This is a genomic window from Sphingomonas sp. AP28 (assembly GCF_056680455.1).
In genome coordinates, this window is the sequence record NZ_CM155283.1 from 3,234,530 (window position 1) to 3,248,236 (window position 13,707).

The following is a 13,707-nucleotide window of genomic DNA, read 5'->3' on the forward strand; positions in this document are numbered from 1 at the left end:
ATGAGCGTCGCCTTTCGTCGCGAGAGTGACGAGGAACATCTCGAACCCAAGTTCGAACAGCCGATCGCGCCGGGGCCCAATCTGGTCACGGCGCGGGGGCTGCGGTTGCTTGGCGAGCGGGTGACCGAGATCGAGGCGGCGGTTGCGGCGGAGACGGACGAGGAGGCGCGTAAGCTGTTGCTGCGCGACCTGCGGTATTGGCACACGCGCCAGACGACGGCCGAACTCGCGCCTTCGCCCGAGGATGATGAAGTCGGGATCGGATCGCGCGTTCGTGTTCGGATGAACGGGGTTGAGCGCGTGATCGCGATCGTCGGTGGTGACGAGGCCGAGCCCGGCGAGGACCGGCTGGCGTTCTCGGCACCATTGGCGCGGGTGCTGATGGGGGCTGCGGTTGGCGAGACGGTCGCGTTTGCGGACAAGCCGGACGCGATCGAGGTTCTGGAGATCGACAAGGATGACGGCTGATGGCTGAAGCGAAATTCGAACGGCATCGTCAGGCGTGGACGCAGGACGAGATCCAGAAGCTGCACACGCTCGCCAAGAAGGGCATGGCGTTGAAGGCGATCGCCAAGGCGCTGACCCGGAGCGAGGAGTCGGTGAAGGTTCGGGCGAAGGAAGACTCGCTGAATATCGCCAAGCTGCGGTAGTTTGTGGATGCTTAGCCCTCTCCCCTCCGGGGAGAGGGTTGGGTGAGGGGCTGTTCTTGGCGGTGCATTGCTTGGCTGCCCCTCACCCCGACCCTCTCCCCGGAGGGAAGAGGGAGTGAAGGGGGCGCTCGCTCCGCTATGTTCCACGGCGCCATCGGAGATTGTTGCTCTTTCACACGCTACCATATCACGTGCCGCCACCCCGGCGGAGGCCGGGGCCCAGTTGGAAAGGTCGTTGTAACGAGGCGCAACTTGCGCCACTGCCGGCCCCCAACTGGGCCCCGGCCTTCGCCGGGGTGGGCTATATGGCATATTGTTTCGTAAACTTACGAACGCCTCACCACCTTTGTGGCACACCTCGAACACGCTACAGCGACCATCCCTTCTTGTTCTCCCGCGAAGGCGGGAGCCCAGTCTGGGTCCCCGCCTTCGCGGGGAAACATTCTTGACTAGCGGCTCGCCCAACCACGCCGCACGGAGCGACACTTGTCCGAATACGACGCGATCATCCTCGGTGCAGGCGCCGCCGGCCTCATGTGCGCCGCCGTCGCCGGCCAGCGTGGCCGAAAAATCCTGCTCGTCGATCACGCCGACCAAGCGGGCAAGAAGATCCTGATCTCCGGCGGCGGACGATGCAATTTCACCAACGTCCACACCGCCGCCGACCGCTACATCTCCGCCAACCCGCATTTCGCCAAGTCCGCGCTCGGTCGCTACACCGCGCAAGACTTCCTCGCACTCGTCGAGTCCTACGGAATAGCGTGGCACGAGAAAACGCTAGGCCAACTCTTCTGCGACGGCTCCGCCAAGCAGATCGTCGGGATGCTGCTCGACGAATGCGACAAGGGCCGCGTCGACCTGTCGCTCGGCCGCGCGGTCACCGGAGTCGACCACGCAGACGGCCGCTATCGCGTGTCGCTCGACGGCCGCACTGTCACCGCACCCGCGCTCGTCATCGCAACCGGCGGCCCATCGATCCCGAAAATGGGCGCGACCGGGTTCGCCTATGACCTCGCGCGGCAGTTCGGGTTGAAGGTCGTCGAACCGCGCCCCGCACTCGTCCCGCTGACGCTGGGCGGTGACGAGACACTGTTCCGCGAACTATCCGGAGTCGCCGCCGAAGTCGTCGCCACCGCCGGCAAGACCGCATTCCGTGAGGCAGCTCTGTTCACACACCGCGGTTTGTCGGGCCCCGCGATCCTCCAAGTTTCGTCCTATTGGCGCAACGGCCAGCCTGTCGGGATCGATTTCCTGCCCGATCGCGAGTCCGGCTGGCTGCCCGCCGCCAAGCGTACCACGCCGCGCGCGACTCTGCGGAAACTGCTCGGCAGCACACTTCCCGACCGACTCGCGGAGACTTTGAGCGAGCGATTGGGCATGACGAGCGAGATTTCCACGCTCACCGACCGCAAGCTCCAGGACGCCGAACGCGCGCTAAGTCATTGGCAATTCACGCCAAACGGCTCAGAAGGCTATGCCAAGGCCGAGGTCACCGCGGGCGGAATCAGCACCGCGGAACTCTCTTCGCAAACAATGCAAGCCAAACGCGTACCAATGCTGTATGCAGTCGGCGAAGCGGTCGATGTCACAGGGTGGCTCGGCGGCTACAACTTCCAATGGGCATGGGCGAGCGGGTGGGCCGCGGGTCAAGTCCTGTAGGGACCACCACGCCAGTGCCTTGCCGTTGCGTAAGCCGGCCACCAATTAGGACGTACATGCCTTTTACAAATATTCCGTCGCTTCTTTCCGAGGCGCTCGAAGCACGTGGCTATACCGCGCTCACCCCCGTCCAGGCTCATGTGATCGAGGACAATGCGATCGGTCGCGATCTCGTCGTGTCTGCGCAGACCGGCTCGGGCAAGACCGTGGCGTTCGGCCTGGCGATGGCCGGCGAACTGCTCGGTGAAGCCGGCGAGGACGGCGTCCAGCGCCTGCCCGCACCGCACAAGCCGCTCGTCCTCTGCATCGCACCGACTCGCGAGTTGGCGCTCCAGGTCAGCCGCGAGCTGATGTGGCTCTATGCCAAGGCCGGTGCGCGCATCTCGACCTGCGTCGGCGGGATGGACGCTTCGAAGGAGCGTCGTTCGCTCGCGCACGGCGCGCATATCGTCGTCGGCACGCCGGGCCGTCTGCGCGATCACCTCGAGCGTGGCGCGCTCGACCTGTCGGCCCTGAAGGTCGCGGTGCTCGACGAGGCCGACGAGATGCTCGACATGGGTTTCCGCGAGGACCTCGAGCAGATCCTCGATGCGTCGCCTGAAGCACGTCGCACGTTGCTGTTCTCGGCGACGATGCCGCGGCCGATCGTCGCGCTTGCCAAGCGCTACCAGAAGGATGCGCTGCGGATTTCGACCGTCGGCGAGGATCGCGGTCATGGCGACATTTCGTACCAGGCCGTCACGGTCTCGCCGTCCGAGATCGAGCATGCGGTGATCAACCTGCTGCGCTTCCACGAGGCGGAGACGGCGATGCTGTTCTGCGCCACGCGTGACAATGTGCGTCACCTGCATGCCAGCCTGGTCGAGCGTGGCTTTGCCGCCGTCGCGCTGTCGGGCGAGCATTCGCAGAACGAGCGTAACGCGGCGCTTCAGGCTTTGCGTGACCGTCGTGCGCGCGTCTGCGTCGCGACCGACGTCGCGGCTCGCGGCATCGATCTGCCGACGCTGAGCCTCGTCGTACACGTCGAACTGCCGCGCGATGCCGAGACGCTCCAGCATCGCTCGGGCCGTACCGGTCGTGCGGGCAAGAAGGGCACCGCCGTCCTGATCGTGCCGTTCCCGCGTCGCCGTCGCGTCGAGATGATGCTCCGTGGTGCGAAGATCAACGCGGAGTGGGTCAACGCCCCGACCGCCGAGGACATCCGCAAGAGCGATCACGAGCGGCTGATCGGCATGCTGTTGCAGCCGGTCGAGGTCGAGGAGGAGGATCGCGCACTCGCCGTCCGCCTGATGGCCGAGAAGACCCCGGAGGATATCGCCGCCGCGCTGGTGCACATGCACCGTTCGACGATGCCGCAGGCCGAGGATCTGATCGACCAGAGCAAGCAGCCGACTCAGGACGAGCGTTCGCAGGGTCCGCGCGCGGGCTTCGAGGACACCGTCTGGTTCCGCATGGACATCGGTCGTCGCCAGAACGCCGATCCGCGCTGGATCCTGCCGCTGATCTGCCGTCGCGGGCACATCACCAAGTCCGAGATCGGTGCGATCCGCATCGGGCCGAACGAGACGGCGTTCGAGATTCCGCGCGCTGTGGCCTCGCGCTTCTCGGCGGCGATCGAGCGTACGGCGCAGGCTGGCGAGGAGGAGAGCGGCGTGGCGATCGAGGCAATGCAGGGTGCGCCCGAGAGCGGTGCGCGGCATGATGGCGGTGGCGGTGGTCGCAGCAATGCGAGCGGTCCCCGCTCGACGCTGCACCGTGCGGCCCCGCGTGGCGGTCCGGCTCCTGCGCGGAAGCCCCCGTACCGCGGTAATCGCGAGCGTAGCTGAGCTAACGTGATCCTCCCCCGCAAGGGGGAGGTGTCGCCGAAGGTGACGGAGGGGGAGGATACGCGACAGATGTGGTGGATGCCTCCCCCTCCGTCAGGCTACGCCTGCCACCTCCCCCTGGCGGGGGAGGATTTGAATGGCTGATGCCTCAACCCTCCGCATCCTCGTCGACGCCGACGCATGCCCGGTGAAGGACGAGATCTACAAGGTCGCGTGGCGCCACGAAGTCCCCGTGACGATCGTCGCGAACAGCCATTTCCGCATCCCCGTCCACCCGCTGATCTCGCGCGTTGTCGTCAGTGACGGCTTCGACGCCGCCGACGACTGGATCGCCGAACAGGTCGATGCGAAGTCGGTCGTGATCACCGCCGACATCCTGCTCGCCGATCGCTGCGTGAAGGCGGGCGCGACCGTGCTGGCCAACACCGGCAAGCCCTTCACCACCAGCTCGATTGGCGGCGCGATCGCCACCCGCGCGATCATGGCCGACCTGCGCGCGGGCGGCGACATCATCGGCGGCCCCGCGCCGTTTTCGAAGACCGACCGTTCGGCGTTCCTCTCGGCACTCGACGCGGCACTGGTCCGGTTGAAGCGTCTCTAGACGCGCGCTGTAGACAGGGCGGCAAGCCCGTCGCGCCACGTCCGGCATCGATCATGCGGCAGGGAAGCGTGCGATGCGGTGGAAGGTCCCATGGCGGCAACGCCACGCCGTCGGCTGGCGCGCCCGCGCTCACACAGGTGGTACCCACAGGAATATCCGCCCGATACATGGCCCGCCGAGCCCAAGCTCGCGGCAATACGGAGCCGGGCAGTATTGCCGCGCAGACCGAAATGGCGTCGCAGAACACGCGGCCGAGCCAAGCCTGCCGACAAGCCATATGGCCACTCGCCAACGCACCACGCTACGCGCCAAGCAGCGATCCTGGCAACGCATCCTCGGACATACCCAAAGGTCAGCCAGCGCACGCCGCTTCGGCGGCAGAAAATCTAAATGGAGTTTGGTGCACCCGACTGGATTCGAACCAGTGGCCTCTGCCTTCGGAGGGCAGCGCTCTATCCAGCTGAGCTACGGGTGCCGGACGGTCCGCCTAGCAAAGCAAACCGGGGTGCGCCAGACGTTTTCGCGATCAGGCCTCGCCGGTTGCCGGATCGGGGTCTGTCTGGGGAGCCGCGCCTGCAAGCGCTCGGCTCTTAGGCGGTGGGGTCTTGGGTTTGTACGCGCACAGATCGCTGACGATGCAGCGCCAGCATTCGGGCGTCCGCGCCTTGCACACGTAGCGGCCGTGCAGGATCAGCCAGTGATGCGCGTGCAGGCGGAACGGTTGCGGGGTCGCCTTGTCGAGCTTCAGTTCGACCGCGAACGGGGTCTTGCCGCGGGCGAGGCCGGTACGGTTGCCGACGCGGAAGATGTGCGTGTCGACGGCGAACGTCTCCGCACCGAACGCGACGTTTAGGACCACATTCGCGGTCTTGCGACCGACGCCGGGCAGGCGCTCGAGTGCGGCGCGATCGCTGGGCACCTCGCCGCCATAGTCGTCGATCAGCATCTGCGAGAGCGCGATGACGTTCTTCGCCTTGGTGTTGTAGAGCCCGATCGTCTTGATGTGGCGCTTTAACTCGTCGAGCCCGAGCGCGACCATCTTTGCAGGCGTGTCGACCTCGCGGAACAGCGCGCGCGTCGCCTTGTTCACGCCGACGTCGGTCGCCTGCGCCGACAGGGCGACCGCAACGACCAGCGTGTACGGATTGACGAATTCCAGCTCCGTCTCGGGGTGCGGGTCGGCTTCCGCCAGACGCGCGTAGAACTCGATGACGTCGGCCTTCTTCACAGCCTTACAGCCCGAGCACGTCGCCCATCCGGTAGCGTCCGGCAGGCTGCCCGGCGAGCCAGATCGCCGCACGCACCGCACCGCGCGCGAAGATCGAGCGATCGTCGCCGCGGTGGTTGAGTTCGATCCGCTCGCCTTCGCCGGCGAAGATCACGCTGTGGTCGCCGATCACCGATCCGCCGCGCAGTGATGCAAAGCCGATCGTGCCTTCGGTGCGCGCGCCGACGAGCCCCGCGCGGCTGTCGACGCGGAGTTCGGCGAGCGTCGTGCCGCGGCCCTTCGCTGCCGCATCGCCGAGCAGGAGCGCGGTACCCGACGGCGCGTCGACCTTGTGCTTGTGGTGCATCTCGACGATCTCGACGTCCCAGTCGGGGCCGAGCCTCGCGGCGGCCTCGCGGACGAGGATACCGAGCAACGTGACACCGAGCGAGGTGTTGCCGGTCTGCAGGATCGCGATGTCCTTGGCCGCCTCGTCGATCATCGACTGGTGCTGCGGCGACAGGCCGGTCGTGCCGATGACGATAGCGGTACCAGCGGCGCGCGCGGCGGCGAGATGCGCCTCGACTGCGGAGGGCGTCGAGAAATCGACCAGCACGTCGGCGATCCGGGCGAGCGGGTTCGGATCCTCGCGCGCGTCGACGCCGCCGGCGAGCGATGCGCCGGCCGCCTCGATCGCCTCGACGATCGCGCGGCCCATGCGTCCGGCGCTACCATAGATGCCGATCGAGGTCGTCGTGATGGCGGATGAGGCGGGTTGGGGCGCGAGCGTTTGCATGCGCGGCGCTTTGCACCAACCCGGCCTTCGGAAACAGGGGCGAACGGCAGGCCGAGCTAATTCTTCGCGGAATTGGCGCAGGCGGTTGGCGGCTCAGGTCTTCTCGACGAGCGTCCGAACCAGCTCGAGATCGACGGGCTTGTCGACGTCGACCGCGGCCAGGCCGAACGGGCCGGCGACCGCCGCGGCGTCGAGACCGGCAAGGCGACCGAGATGCGCGATCGCCGCGACCAGCGTCAGGCGACCCGACAGATACCGAATCAACGTGCCGATCCCGAGCCGGCGGACGATCCGCCATGGCCGCTTGCGGTCCGCCTCGACCTGCGCCCAGAGATCGAGTGCGGCGACCGAGCGCGGCGTTGCGAAGTAGAACAGGTTGCACCCCGACCACGCCCCGTCGGCAAAGCGCAAATAAGTGCGGCGCGTGCCCGGCGCAGCGGCTTCGATGACGTCCTGACGTGCGAGCAGGGCACCGACATCGGCCTGTGCGGGGACGTCGGCGAGGAAACGCGTGACCCATTCGGGCTGCAACAGCGCGTGATCGGCGGTCGTGACCAATAAGGGCGCGCCGAGCGCTTCGATTCCGTCGCGGACGCTGCGGCTCGGACCGGATGCCGCGTCGAGCACGATGAGGCCGAGCGCATTTGCCGCGGCACGGACCGCGTCGTCCGACACCGATACCGCGATCGTGCGCGCGCCAGCTTCTCGCAAAGCCTGCGCGACGCGGGCCAGCAACGTCTCGCCGTCGAGCACGATCAGCGCCTTGTGCGACACGCCCGCATAGGCCGCGACCGGATCAACGCCGCCGCGTGAGCCGGCGAGGATCAGCGCGTTGAAGCCTCGACCATCCGCGCTCATACCGTTTTCGGCCCGGTTTGCGCACGCGCCCGCCAGACCCGCCAGAACACGCCCGGCGCGGCGAGGATCGGATGCTTCTCACGCCACGGGGTCAGCGGCACCGCGACGCCGGTATGCCGCTCGACCTTCCACACGCCGTAGCGCGCAGCCCCTTCGAAGGTGAACGCCGCCCGCACCAGTCGTGCGACGTTGAGCGGCTTGCCCGCACGACGGCGACGGCCCCACGCGCGCAGCAACGCGTTTCGACGCGCTGGCGACAGGTCGGGTTTCAGCATGCCGGCTTCATCGCGATAGGCGATCCCGTCGGCGGTCCAGGCGAGCGGCAGGAGCTCAGCATAGCGACCCGGATCGAAGCCGAGGATCTGACCCTCGCGGCCCTTGCGCTCGACACGAAGTTCGGCGGCATAGGTCTGGCGGAACAGCGCCCGCCAATAATCGTCGGCGGTACCCGACTCCGGCCCGAGCGCCGCGGCAAAGCGTGCGGCGGACTTCGCCGCATCGCCGATCGCCATGGCTACCCGGTTCGCGGTTGCCGGATCGCGGACCCAGACAAGCGCGGAGGGTTGGACGAAACGCGTCCAGATCGTCGTGTCGAGCGTCTGCGCAGCGGCCGCCTTGGCGAACGTCGCCAGCCGCATCGTCGCGATCTTCGCGCGCAACGTCTCGCCGTGGAGGTCGAACTCGCGGTAGCTGACGGTCGGCCACAGGCCGCGCTCGGGCGGGCCGGCGGTCAGCACGTAGAAGTCGAGCACGCCCTCGGTCTCGCCGGTGCGCAGGTTGGAACCGTAGAACAGCACCGCCGCGGTCTCGGGCGCGTCCCCTGCAAGTATCGCCGCGACGTCGCGGACGGCGGCGATGGTCGGGACGTGCAACTGGCGGCGGACGACGTCGCCGAGCGTGATCACGGAACGACGAAACGCAGCCCGCGTGCCTCGCGGATGGTCAGGTCGCCGCCCGGATAGACTTCGCCGTCGAGGATGAAGCCCGAGTCCATCGACAGGTCGAAGCTCGGCGAATCGATCCGGTGATACCCAGCGCGATCGAGCCACGCGGCCGGCGAACCGGCGACGATCAGCGGCGTCGCGGCGGCGAGCCAGCGCGGCGGCGCATCGACCAGCAATGTCTTCAGTCCGGCACGCGGCACGCCAAAGGGTCGAATTCCGATCGGCATCCGCTTCAGAGTTGAGGCGAGCAGAATGTATCGTGCGCGATCGCTTTCGGCATTCCTACCCGCGGCATGGACGCCCTCGTCACCGCGGGACTGGAAGCGGATCCGCATCCGGTTGCCCGCGCGCCACGAACTGTTCGCGCCCCCGAACAGGGTCTGGAGGATCGCCCAGCACAGTGCGAGACCGACCGCGACGCCGTTGAAGGCGCCCGCGCGGTGGGTGCGCTGCGCCAACGCGGTCGCATCGACGAACGCGCCCGCACCCAGCAGGAAGCCGTGCAGCCGCGCACCGGTATCCTTGCGGACGACCTCGATCGGGCTGCGGATCTTGACGTTGCCGGCGCGCGCCGCGGTCAGCGCCTGGTCGAGCGTCCAGTCGTCGGGAATCCCGAGATCGAGCGCGAGCGCGTTGGTCTTGCCCGACGGCACGATCGCCACGCGCGGCGCAGCACCGGTCCAGACTCGCGCGGCGGCGGTCATCACGTCGCGGATCGTGCCGTCGCCGCCGTCGATCACCAGCAACTCGATGCCGTGGCGCGCGAAATCGGTCAGCACCTCGGCGAGTTCGGCCTGCGTGCGCGGCGTCACGGCCAGCACGGTCCCCGACAGGAACGGCTTGGTCGCCTCGACGCTGCTGCGGTTGCGGTGGCTTTTCGGGTTGCAGATGATGCCGGTACGGATCTTCGCCGCCGCGTCGCGCGGACTCACGCCGTACCGCTCGGATGCCGACGGATCGAACATGCCTTCGGGCAGCCACGCCGGCGGCGCCGGTGGCGAAAGAGGGTGCCCGCCAAAGGCATGGAAGTTCGAAACAGCATCGGCCACGATATAAGATACCCGTCGCGGTACATAACCGCTACAAATTTGTGTCAGGAAGATTTCCGTTCCGCTGCAACCAGCGGATTTGGGATCACCGGCGATACCGCATTTTCATACGCACGACGGTCCCGGATGGGGCCAAGGCCGTGCGCGCCGCATCGAAAGATGGCAGCCCGATCGAGGTCGGCGCATCGTTGGAAAAGCCGAATCCCTCTTTCGGCGCGAACAACGTCCGGTTGAAATCATGGTCGCTGTTCTCGTCGTGATATTGCGCGACCGCATAATGGCCGGGCTTCAGCCAGAAGCACGCGCGAGGGCTGCTTGCCGCCACGCGCGCCCGTACCAGCTTGCCGCCCTTCGCCAAAACCGTTTCTTGTCATCGGGATAGACCGTGAACGCGACCTCGCCGACGGCGTTGTGCATCGCCGTCGCCTCGACGATCAGCTTGGCGTTGCCGCCGCCGGGCGTGCCTTCGCACGCCTCGGCAGCCTGCGCTGAGACGGGCATCAGCAGCGCCGCCGCGCCCAGGCTAAGGGAAACCACAGTCTTCATGACAGAACTTAAGCGCGGAAAAGATGGCCGGAGCGCGGCGCACAGATGACATTTGCGACGCGAACGGGGCGTTCGTCGTTCGCGCGCTACGCTCCGTCGACCGCCTGCGGCCCGGAGGGCGTACGCGTCATCCGCGCAGCGGCGAACCCGAGCAGGATCGCCACCGCAACCGAACCGACCGCGACCGCGGCTGCGACTCCGGTCGAATCATAGGTCGGCATCAGCGCGAACGCGGTGACGAACAGCAACAACACCCCGACCGCGCGAATCGCGAACACCGTGCCGGCGCGGTGCAGTGCGGTCATCACCGTGTCGAGGCTGACGGTGGCGAGGTCGAAGCACCCGGCGGCCGCGAGCCACAACAGCACCGGATACGCGCCGACGAACGACTTGCCGCCGACGACCTTCAGGATCGGTTCGCCGACCAGCGCGACGATGGCGAGGATGACGAGGGCCGCCGCCGTGCTGGCCAGCATCGTCCGGATCAGGATACGGCGCAGGCGCGACGGCTCGGCAGTCCGCACCGCGCGGACGATCTCCGGGAAGGCGGCGCGCGACAGCATTTGCGACAGTTTCGCCAGCGCTTGCGCAAGTTGCGTGGCTAGCCGGAACGCACCCGCCGCCGCCGGGCCGATCGACGCACCGACCAGCAGCAGCGGGATCTGCTTGCTCGACAGGCCCAGTGTCGCACTCGCGTTGGTGCTGAGCGAAAAGCGGACGATGCCGGGATTTTCATCGCGTACCTGTTGCCAGCTGCCCCGGCCGCTCGCGAGCAGGCGCAGGTCACCGCTTTTCGCGACCATGATCCAATAGGTCGCGGCGGTGACGATCTCGGCGACCGCCCAGGCGAGCATGAAGCCACGGATCGTCGGTTCGAAGATCATCGCCGCGCCCGCACCGACGAAGCGCATGATCGGCGTCATGCTGTCCGCCACCGCCGACAACGAGAATTTGTCGCGCAGCCGCAGGATGCCCAGCGGGGTCGAGCGGATCGTGATCAGCTGCACCACCGCGAACATCAGCGTGTCGCGCATCAGGTCGGGTGGGATGCCGAACCCGTCGCTCCACGCGAACAGGATCGCCACGGTCAGCGCGGCGCCGACCAGTGCGCTGCACATGTCGAGGATCGCCGACAACCGCAGCAGCCGCGCGAGCCGTGGCGTGTCGCCGTGCTGGATCGGCTCGACGCCGTATTGAACGATGATCTGCCACGTCTGGAAGCCGACGAAGGTCGCCAGCGCCTGCGCCGCACCCGAGATCAGCGCGAACCGGCCGAAATCGACCACGCCCAGCGTGCGCGTCGCAAATCCGAGATAGAACAGCGACAGGATCGCCAGCACGCTGCGACTGGCAAGCAGCCAGCCGAGGTTGCGCGCCGCCGCCCGGAAAATCCCGGTCGAGCCGGTGGTAACCGGAATGGGCGCGGGGTCCTGAACCATCTGCGACCGGCCCCTAGAGCGCGATGGCGAGGGCGGCAAGATGCCCGGCGGTACTAGGGTGCCCCGGAGGTGACAAAGCGGCGGTCGGCTCCTAGACCGCGCGATCGGGCGGCGGTGCTGCCGTCATGCGAGGGATCGTTCGTCATCTGCGGAATTGCCGGCCTTTACGCACGAGGTGGCGATGTCGTCTCGCCCCGCCTCATTACCGCGCAGTGCGATACGATCCTGCACCGCGGACCCGACGACCAGGGCGTTATGACCGATGGCGATTTCGGCTTCGGCATGCGCCGGCTGAGCATCATCGACATCGAGGGCGGGCACCAGCCGTTCCATTCGCCCGACCACCGCTATGCGCTCGTCTTCAACGGCGAGATCTATAATTTCCGCGAATTGCGCCGCGAGTTGCAGGCGCTCGGCCGCGTGTTCGAGAGTGCGGGCGATACCGAAGTCATCCTCGCCGGCTACGAACGCTGGGGCGACGACGTCTGGGCAAGGCTCGACGGGATGTTCGCGGTCGCGGTATGGGATACGCACGCCCGCCGCCTGACGCTGGCGCGCGACCCGATCGGGATCAAGCCGCTCTACTACACCGACCAGGCCGCCGGGTTCGCGTTCGGCTCAGAACTGAAGACGCTGACGTTGCTCCCCGGCATGGCGTTCGACGTCGATCGGCGTGCACTCCACGATTATTTCAGCTTCGGCCATGTCCGCACCCCGCGCTCGATCTACGCGCAGGTCCGCACGCTGCCGCCAGGCCATGTGATGACCGTCGAGGCGAGCGGCACGCCGACGATGCGCGCCTATTGGACGCCCGCCTATCATCCTTCTGAAACCCGGTCCGAGGCGGATTGGATCGAGCGCTTCCGCGACGAATGGCTCGACACGATCGGCAAGCAGATGGTCGCGGATGTCGATGTCGGCGCATTCCTGTCCGGCGGGGTGGATTCGTCCGCGGTGGTCGCGGCGATGGCGCGGGTCTCGGATCGGCCCGTGCGCACCTTCACGATCGGCTTCCCCGACCCGCGCTTCGACGAATCGCCGCATGCCGAGGCGATCGCGCGGCATCTCGGCTGCCACCACGTCACGCGCACCCTGGAACTGGCGGATGCGCAGGCGATGCTCCCCGAGGTCCAGCATTGCTATGACGAGCCGTTTGCCGATCCCTCCGCGGTGCCGACCTGGTACGTCAGCCAGATCGCCGCGCAGGAGGTCAAGGTCGCGCTGTCGGGCGATGGCGGCGACGAACTGTTCTTCGGCTACAAGCGCCACGCGACCGAACGCCGGATCGGGGCGCTGCCCGCGCCGTTGCGTCGCTTGGCGCGTGCGCTGGATGCTGTCCCGACCTTGCCCTCACGCCATGCGAACGCCGTGTTGCAACGCTGGCGGAAGACCACCGGCAGCGCCGCACTCCCGAACGGCATCGCGCGGTTCTTCGCCAAGACGCAGATCACCAACGAAGCCTTCCGCCGCGAGATATTCTCCGCCGAGTTCATTGCCGAGGAAGAACGCGGGATCGCCGCACTGGTCGCGGAATACTTCCCCGATCCCGACGCGATCTCGACCGACACACTCGAACAGTTCGGCCTCGCCGACTTGGCGCTCAATCTGCCCGGCGCGATGCTGACCAAGGTCGACCGCGCGAGCATGGCGCATTCGCTCGAAGTGCGCGTGCCGATGCTGGGGCAGGGGATGGTCGACTTGGCCTTGTCGATGCCTGCCAACATGAAGCTGCACGGCAAGATCGGCAAATACGTGATCCGCCAGGCCATCGCGCCGTGGCTGCCCGAAGGGATACTCGACCGGCGGAAACAGGGCTTCCAGATGCCGCTGGCGGCGTGGTTCGCCGGCGATTTCGGCGCGTATGCCGAGCAACTCTGGCGCGCCAGCGGCGTCCGCGAGCAAAGCATCTGGCGCGCTGGCGCGGTCGACAAGGTGTTCGCCGATCACCGCGCGGGCAAGCGCGACCATAGCCGCTTCCTGTACGCGCTGGCGATCTACTGCCTCTGGTGGATCGGACGGCCCAAAGCCTTGGCTGTCACCACTTTCTGACCCTGTTCTCCTGCGAACGCAGGAGCCCAGGGTTACAAATGCCACCCCTCGTAATCCTGGACTCCTGCGTTCGCAGGAGAACA

The 13,707-nt window shown here is 67.2% G+C and carries 14 protein-coding genes and 1 tRNA gene; 6 read left to right on the top strand and 9 right to left on the bottom strand.

The annotated features are described in order from the left end of the window. From AC1MH0_RS14755 to AC1MH0_RS14775, 5 genes are all read left to right on the top strand, one after another. Positions 1-468 (top strand): GreA/GreB family elongation factor, encoded by a 468-nt coding sequence (locus tag AC1MH0_RS14755; RefSeq protein ID WP_480963399.1) that lies wholly within the window; start codon positions 1-3, stop codon positions 466-468. Continuing rightward, entirely contained in the window at positions 468-650 is a 183-nt protein-coding gene (locus AC1MH0_RS14760; RefSeq protein WP_055881387.1) for a hypothetical protein, read from the top strand. The genes AC1MH0_RS14755 and AC1MH0_RS14760 overlap by 1 nt, the downstream gene beginning before the upstream one ends. A 486-nt stretch (positions 651-1,136) precedes the next feature. Further along, complete coding sequence (locus AC1MH0_RS14765; protein ID WP_480963400.1) at positions 1,137-2,309, top strand: BaiN/RdsA family NAD(P)/FAD-dependent oxidoreductase; 1,173 nt, start codon at positions 1,137-1,139, stop codon at positions 2,307-2,309. 56 nt (positions 2,310-2,365) lie between these two features. Next, the gene (locus AC1MH0_RS14770) at positions 2,366-4,135 is read left to right on the top strand and encodes a DEAD/DEAH box helicase (RefSeq protein WP_480963401.1); all 1,770 of its coding nucleotides are present in this window, start codon (positions 2,366-2,368) and stop codon (positions 4,133-4,135) included. A 136-nt stretch (positions 4,136-4,271) separates the two neighbouring features. After that, positions 4,272-4,736: a YaiI/YqxD family protein gene (locus AC1MH0_RS14775; RefSeq protein ID WP_480963402.1), complete on the top strand. Its 465-nt coding sequence runs from the start codon at positions 4,272-4,274 to the stop codon at positions 4,734-4,736. A gap of 398 nt (positions 4,737-5,134) precedes the next feature. Here the strand turns inward: AC1MH0_RS14775 and AC1MH0_RS14780 are convergent. The 9 genes from AC1MH0_RS14780 to AC1MH0_RS14820 all read right to left on the bottom strand — a co-directional run bounded on the left by AC1MH0_RS14780 (position 5,135) and on the right by AC1MH0_RS14820 (position 11,575). After that, positions 5,135-5,211, bottom strand: a tRNA-Arg gene (locus tag AC1MH0_RS14780). Positions 5,212-5,262: 51 nt separating this feature from the next. Beyond that, complete coding sequence (nth, locus tag AC1MH0_RS14785) at positions 5,263-5,964, bottom strand: endonuclease III (RefSeq protein WP_480963403.1); 702 nt, start codon at positions 5,962-5,964, stop codon at positions 5,263-5,265. 4 nt (positions 5,965-5,968) lie between these two features. Continuing rightward, a complete protein-coding gene (gene dapB / locus AC1MH0_RS14790; protein WP_480963404.1) occupies positions 5,969-6,739 on the bottom strand; it encodes a 4-hydroxy-tetrahydrodipicolinate reductase in 771 nt (256 codons plus the stop codon). 93 nt (positions 6,740-6,832) lie between these two features. Next, positions 6,833-7,597: a nucleotidyltransferase family protein gene (locus AC1MH0_RS14795; RefSeq protein ID WP_480963405.1), complete on the bottom strand. Its 765-nt coding sequence runs from the start codon at positions 7,595-7,597 to the stop codon at positions 6,833-6,835. Beyond that, complete coding sequence (locus tag AC1MH0_RS14800) at positions 7,594-8,502, bottom strand: hypothetical protein (protein WP_480963406.1); 909 nt, start codon at positions 8,500-8,502, stop codon at positions 7,594-7,596. The genes AC1MH0_RS14795 and AC1MH0_RS14800 overlap by 4 nt, the downstream gene beginning before the upstream one ends. After that, positions 8,499-9,506, bottom strand: a complete 1,008-nt coding sequence (locus tag AC1MH0_RS14805) for a diacylglycerol/lipid kinase family protein (RefSeq protein ID WP_480963407.1) — start codon at positions 9,504-9,506, stop codon at positions 8,499-8,501. Before AC1MH0_RS14805 ends, AC1MH0_RS14800 begins: the two co-directional genes overlap by 4 nt. Before the next feature lie 169 nt (positions 9,507-9,675). Continuing rightward, positions 9,676-9,948 carry a DUF2141 domain-containing protein gene (locus AC1MH0_RS14810; RefSeq protein WP_480963408.1) on the bottom strand — a complete coding sequence of 91 codons (273 nt, stop codon included), beginning with the start codon at positions 9,946-9,948 and terminating at the stop codon, positions 9,676-9,678. After that, positions 9,879-10,136, bottom strand: coding sequence for a hypothetical protein (locus tag AC1MH0_RS14815; protein WP_480963409.1), 258 nt, complete (start codon positions 10,134-10,136; stop codon positions 9,879-9,881). The genes AC1MH0_RS14810 and AC1MH0_RS14815 overlap by 70 nt, the downstream gene beginning before the upstream one ends. Before the next feature lie 86 nt (positions 10,137-10,222). Beyond that, the gene (locus tag AC1MH0_RS14820) at positions 10,223-11,575 is read right to left on the bottom strand and encodes a lipopolysaccharide biosynthesis protein (protein ID WP_480963410.1); all 1,353 of its coding nucleotides are present in this window, start codon (positions 11,573-11,575) and stop codon (positions 10,223-10,225) included. Positions 11,576-11,689: 114 nt separating this feature from the next. Here AC1MH0_RS14820 and asnB point away from each other — a divergent pair, with 114 nt between their 5' ends. Beyond that, positions 11,690-13,624 carry an asparagine synthase (glutamine-hydrolyzing) gene (gene asnB / locus AC1MH0_RS14825; RefSeq protein ID WP_480963411.1) on the top strand — a complete coding sequence of 645 codons (1,935 nt, stop codon included), beginning with the start codon at positions 11,690-11,692 and terminating at the stop codon, positions 13,622-13,624. Positions 13,625-13,707 lie beyond the last annotated feature (83 nt).

Coding starts and splice junctions, on each gene's coding strand:
- AC1MH0_RS14805 (WP_480963407.1), bottom strand. CDS start 9,506: ATGTTCGATCCGTCGGCATCCGAGCGGTACGGCGTGAGTCCGCGCGAC.
- AC1MH0_RS14760 (WP_055881387.1), top strand. CDS start 468: ATGGCTGAAGCGAAATTCGAACGGCATCGTCAGGCGTGGACGCAGGAC.
- AC1MH0_RS14775 (WP_480963402.1), top strand. CDS start 4,272: ATGGCTGATGCCTCAACCCTCCGCATCCTCGTCGACGCCGACGCATGC.
- dapB (WP_480963404.1), bottom strand. CDS start 6,739: ATGCAAACGCTCGCGCCCCAACCCGCCTCATCCGCCATCACGACGACC.
- AC1MH0_RS14755 (WP_480963399.1), top strand. CDS start 1: ATGAGCGTCGCCTTTCGTCGCGAGAGTGACGAGGAACATCTCGAACCC.
- AC1MH0_RS14795 (WP_480963405.1), bottom strand. CDS start 7,597: ATGAGCGCGGATGGTCGAGGCTTCAACGCGCTGATCCTCGCCGGCTCA.
- AC1MH0_RS14820 (WP_480963410.1), bottom strand. CDS start 11,575: ATGGTTCAGGACCCCGCGCCCATTCCGGTTACCACCGGCTCGACCGGG.
- AC1MH0_RS14815 (WP_480963409.1), bottom strand. CDS start 10,136: ATGAAGACTGTGGTTTCCCTTAGCCTGGGCGCGGCGGCGCTGCTGATG.
- AC1MH0_RS14770 (WP_480963401.1), top strand. CDS start 2,366: ATGCCTTTTACAAATATTCCGTCGCTTCTTTCCGAGGCGCTCGAAGCA.